Below are 4,969 nucleotides of genomic sequence, written 5' to 3'. Positions count from 1 at the left end.
AACAGAACAGGGACGAACCCTTGACTGAACCCGTCATCTCTGCCGTCGAAACCGTTCTCGACAACGGTAAGTTCGGCACGCGCACCATCAAGTTCGAGACCGGGCTCCTCGCCCGCCAGGCCGCCGGCTCCGTCACTGCGTACCTCGACGACGAGACCATGCTGCTCTCGGCGACGACCGCGGGCAAGACGCCCAAGGACCACTTCGACTTCTTCCCCCTGACGATCGACGTCGAGGAGCGGATGTACGCCGTGGGCCAGATCCCCGGCTCGTTCTTCCGCTCCGAGGGTCGCCCGGGCGAGGACGCGATCCTCACCTGCCGCCTCATCGACCGCCCGCTTCGCCCGACCTTCAAGAAGGGCCTGCGCAACGAGGTCCAGGTCGTCATCACCGTCCTGGCGCTCGACCCCGACCAGCCCTACGACGTGCTGGCCATCAACGCCGCGTCGCTGTCGACCCAGCTCTCCGGCCTTCCCTTCTCCGGCCCCGTCGGTGGCGTCCGCGTGGCGCTGATCGAGGGCCAGTGGGTGGCGTTCCCGAGCCACTCGCAGCTCGAGTCGGCCGTCTTCGACATGGTCGTCGCCGGGCGCGTCACCGAGTCCGGTGACGTCGCCATCATGATGGTCGAGGCCGAGGCCCCCGAGGACACCATCGCCCTCGTCCAGAACGGCGCCCAGGCGCCCACCGAGGAGGTCGTGGCCAGTGGCCTCGACGCCGCGAAGCCCTTCATCAAGCAGCTCGTCGAGGCCCAGGCTCAGCTCGCGGCCGAGGCCGCCAAGCCGGTCCAGGACTTCCCGGTCTTCCTCGACTACGAGGACGACGTCTACGCCGCCGTCGAGGCGGCCGCCAAGGACGACACCGCCGCCGCGATGACCATCGGCGACAAGCAGGAGCGCGAAGCCAAGGTCGACGAGATCAAGGTCGCCCTGCTCGAGAAGCTCGCCGGCCAGTTCGAGGGTCGCGAGAAGGAGATCGGCGCCGCGTTCCGCTCGCTCACCAAGTCGCTGGTCCGCCAGCGCGTGCTGCGCGACAAGATCCGCATCGACGGCCGCGGGCTCGCCGACATCCGCCCGCTGCACGCCGAGGTCGACGTGATCCCGCGCGTCCACGGCTCGGCGCTGTTCGAGCGTGGCGAGACCCAGATCCTGGGCGTCACCACCCTCAACATGCTCAAGCTGGAGCAGCAGCTCGACACGCTGTCGCCGGAGAAGCACCGCCGCTACATGCACAAGTACGTCTTCCCGCCGTTCTCCACCGGCGAGACCGGTCGCGTGGGCTCGCCCAAGCGCCGTGAGGTCGGCCACGGCGCCCTGGCGCGCCGCGCCCTCCTGCCTGTGCTCCCCTCGCGCGAGGAGTTCCCCTACGCGATCCGCCAGCTCTCCGAGGCCATGGGCTCCAACGGCTCCACCTCGATGGGCTCGGTCTGCGCCTCGACCCTGTCGCTGCTGCAGGCCGGTGTGCCGCTCAAGGCCTCCGTCGCCGGCATCGCGATGGGCCTCATCTCCGACGAGGTCGACGGCGAGACGCGCTACGTCGCGCTGACCGACATCCTCGGTGCCGAGGACGCCTTCGGTGACATGGACTTCAAGGTCGCCGGCACGCGGGAGTTCGTCACCGCGCTCCAGCTCGACACCAAGCTCGACGGCATCCCGGCCGAGGTGCTCGCCGCCGCGCTGACCCAGGCCCGCGACGCGCGCCTGGCGATCCTCGACGTCATGGCCGACGCCATCGACGCCCCGGAGGAGATGTCGATCCACGCGCCGCGCATCATCACCGTGCGCGTGCCCGTCGACAAGATCGGCGAAGTGATCGGGCCGAAGGGCAAGGTCATCAACCAGATCCAGGACGACACGGGCGCGACGCTGTCCATCGAGGACGACGGCACGGTCTACATCGGTGCGACCAACGGCGAGGCTGCCGAGGCGGCCAAGGCCGCGGTCAACGCGATCGCCAACCCGACCATGCCCGAGATCGGCGAGCGCTACCTCGGCACCGTCGTGAAGACCACCAACTTCGGTGCCTTCGTCTCGCTCATGCCGGGCAAGGACGGCCTGCTCCACATCAGCAAGCTCCGCGCCCTGGCCGGTGGCAAGCGCGTGGAGGCCGTCGAGGACGTGCTGTCCGTCGGCCAGAAGGTCCAGGTCTCGATCGCCGAGATCGACGACCGCGGCAAGCTGTCGCTGGTCCCCGTCGTCGACGAGGCCGAGGGCGACTCCGCGGAGTCGGCCGAGGTCGAGGCCGCCGACGCCGAGTGACCTGATCCGATGCTCCACCCGCGACCGGCCGGCAGCCATGCCGGCCGGTCGCGGCGTTTCAGCCGGCAACGCAAAGGAACCCCGTGCAGAAGAACGGCACCACCCGCACCCTCCAGACCGTCAAGGACGCCGACGGGACGGTGACCTCGCGCGTACGCCGTACGGTGCTGCCCAGCGGCCTGAGGGTCGTCACCGAGCACATGGCCGGCTCGCGCTCGGCCAGCGTCGGCGTCTGGGTCAACGTGGGCTCGCGCGACGAGACGCCCACCCTGCACGGCTGCTCGCACTTCCTCGAGCACCTGCTCTTCAAGGGCACGCCCGAGCGCTCCGCGATGGACATCTCGGTCGCGCTTGACGCGGTCGGGGGCGAGTTCAACGCCTTCACCTCCAAGGAGTACACCGTCTTCCACGCGCGTGTCCTCGACGAGGACCTCGCGACGGCCGTCGACGTGCTCGGCGACATGGTGACGGCCTCGACCATCACCGCCGCCGACGTCGAGGCCGAGCGTGACGTGATCCTCGACGAGATCGCCATGCACGACGACGACCCCGACGACGTCGTGCACAACCTCTTCGCCCACCAGGCGTGGGGCGACAGCCCGCTCGGTCGGCCGATCGCCGGCACCGATGCCTCGATCACCGCGATGACCCGCGCGCAGATCCACCGCTTCTACCGCCGCCACTACCGTCCCGACAACATGGTCGTCGCGGTGGCCGGCAACGTCGACCACGCCGCCGTGGTGCGCCAGGTGACGAAGGCCTTCGGCCGCGGCGACTTCCTCGCCGGCTCCGCCACCCCGACCGCCCCGGTGCAGTCCGAGAAGGCGCGCAAGGTGCAGGCGGGCGAGTCGCGCACCGTCCGCCCCCTCGAGCAGGTCAACCTCGTGCTCGGCGTCAAGGGCCTGACCCGCACCGACCCGCGCCGCTACGCCCTCGGCGTGCTCAACACCGCGCTCGGCGGCGGCACGTCGTCGCGGTTGTTCCAGGAGGTGCGCGAGCACCGCGGCCTGGCTTACTCCGTCTACTCCTTCGCCAGCCACCACGCCGACGCCGGCGTCGTCGGGGTCTCCGTGGGCTGCCTGCCCGGCAAGTACGACGCCGTGCTGGAGACCGTGCGCGGCGAGCTGGCCAAGGTCGCGGCCGACGGCCTCACCGCGGAGGAGGTCGAGCGCGGCAAGGGCCAGCTCAAGGGCGGTCTCGTGCTGGGCCTGGAGGACTCCGGCTCACGCATGTCGCGCATCGGCAAGGCCGAGCTCGTCTACGACGAGCTGCTCACCATCGACGAGGTGGTCAGCAGGATCGAGGCCGTCACCCTCGACGACGTCTCCGACCTGGCGCGCGAGCTGTTCACCCAGCCCGAGATGCTGGCGGTCGTCGGCCCCCAGAGCTGAGGGTGATTCTCGGCTGACCGGGTTTCGACACGCTCGGTCACGCCTTCGTCCCTCAGACGTGCTCGCTGCTCAACCACCGATGCTGGGCGACCGTCGAGTGGCCTCGCCGGCTCGGCCGACGACGGTCACCGGCGCGCGATGAGCCCGATGACCGGGGGAGCCTTCTGCTCCACGACGCTGACCCGGAAGCCGCCGCGCTGGAGGTTCTCGGAGGCCTTCTTGACGATGTTGGGCACCAGCTCCGGGCGGGCGGCGTCGTAGAACAGGTAGACGGCACCGCCGGGCACCACGCGCTCGTGGAGCAGGGCGATCTCGTCCTGGCACTCGCGGACCCAGAAGAGGTTCACGTTGAAGGCGAAGACCTTGTTGAGCCGCTTGACCGGCACCCGCAGCGTGGCGAGGTCGATCTGTCGCACGACGAGCCGGCCGGCGTCGACGTACTTCTGGTTGCGCCGCTTGGTGCGGTCGACGCCCGACTCGGAGCGGTCGATCGCGAAGAGCTTGCCGGTCTCCAGGCGGGCGCAGATCGCCTCGGCGGCGGCGCCGGCTCCGCAGCCGATCTCGAGGACCTGATCGCCCGGCTGGACGTCCATCAGGTCGACGGCCCACTTGATGCGCGGCGGGATGGTCGAGTGGGGCATGGCACACAGCCTGCCAGACCCGCGGTCACGAGTCAGCCACCGCCACCCGGGACATGGCGACGACGATAGGTTGGCCGCATGAGCACAGCAGATCAGGCAGTGATCCGGGTCGGCGTTCTGGGTGCGCGCGGCAAGGTCGGCACGGAGGTCTGCAAGGCCGTCGAGGCGTCCCGCGACACCGAGCTGGTCGCGGCGGTCGACGCCGGCGACGACGTCGAGGAGCTCGTCCGTGCGCGAGCCCAGGTGGTCGTCGACTTCACCCACCCCGGCGTGGTCATGGACCACCTGCGCTTCTGCATCGAGCACGGGATCCACGCGGTGGTCGGCACCACCGGGTTCGACCAGCCCCGGCTCGACCAGCTCGCAGCGTGGCTGGCCGAGGCCCCGGGTGTCGGTGTCCTCGTGGCCCCCAACTTCTCGATCGGCGCGATCTTGATGATGCGCTTCGCGGCCACGGCCGCCCCGTTCTTCGAGTCCGTCGAGGTCGTCGAGCTGCACCACCCCGACAAGGCCGACGCGCCATCGGGCACCTCCCGGCGTACGGCGGAGCTGATCGCCGCTGCGCGCACGGACGCCGGTCTCGGCCCGGTCCCCGACGCCACCTCGACCGGTCTCGACGGTGCCCGTGGCGCGGACGTCGACGGGATCCGCGTGCACGGCCTGCGCATCCGTGGGCTGGTCG

At 70.3% G+C, this 4,969-nt stretch carries 4 protein-coding genes; 3 read left to right on the top strand and 1 reads right to left on the bottom strand.

Annotation, left to right across the window (positions count from 1 at the left end; genetic code table 11):
- Positions 1–20 precede the first annotated feature (20 nt).
- On the top strand, positions 21–2,255 hold the full coding sequence (locus JWN97_RS09690) for a polyribonucleotide nucleotidyltransferase (RefSeq protein ID WP_297621781.1): 2,235 nt from the start codon (positions 21–23) through the stop codon (positions 2,253–2,255).
- Between the two features lie 83 nt (positions 2,256–2,338).
- The gene (locus JWN97_RS09685; RefSeq protein ID WP_297621778.1) at positions 2,339–3,646 is read left to right on the top strand and encodes a pitrilysin family protein; all 1,308 of its coding nucleotides are present in this window, start codon (positions 2,339–2,341) and stop codon (positions 3,644–3,646) included.
- A 125-nt stretch (positions 3,647–3,771) separates the two neighbouring features.
- Here JWN97_RS09685 and JWN97_RS09680 read toward each other — a convergent pair whose 3' ends face one another.
- Positions 3,772–4,287: a methyltransferase domain-containing protein gene (locus JWN97_RS09680; protein WP_297621776.1), complete on the bottom strand. Its 516-nt coding sequence runs from the start codon at positions 4,285–4,287 to the stop codon at positions 3,772–3,774.
- Between the two features lie 99 nt (positions 4,288–4,386).
- On the opposite strand from JWN97_RS09680, the gene dapB reads away from it, so the two are divergent.
- Positions 4,387–4,969 (top strand): 4-hydroxy-tetrahydrodipicolinate reductase (gene dapB, locus JWN97_RS09675; protein ID WP_297621783.1); only part of this gene is annotated, 583 nt, incomplete at its 3' end.

The organism is Nocardioides sp., from assembly GCF_025965415.1.
Taxonomy (GTDB): Bacteria; Actinomycetota; Actinomycetes; order Propionibacteriales; family Nocardioidaceae; genus Nocardioides.
Note: the sequence above shows the minus strand (reverse complement) of the source record. Positions and strands in the feature narration are given on the sequence as shown.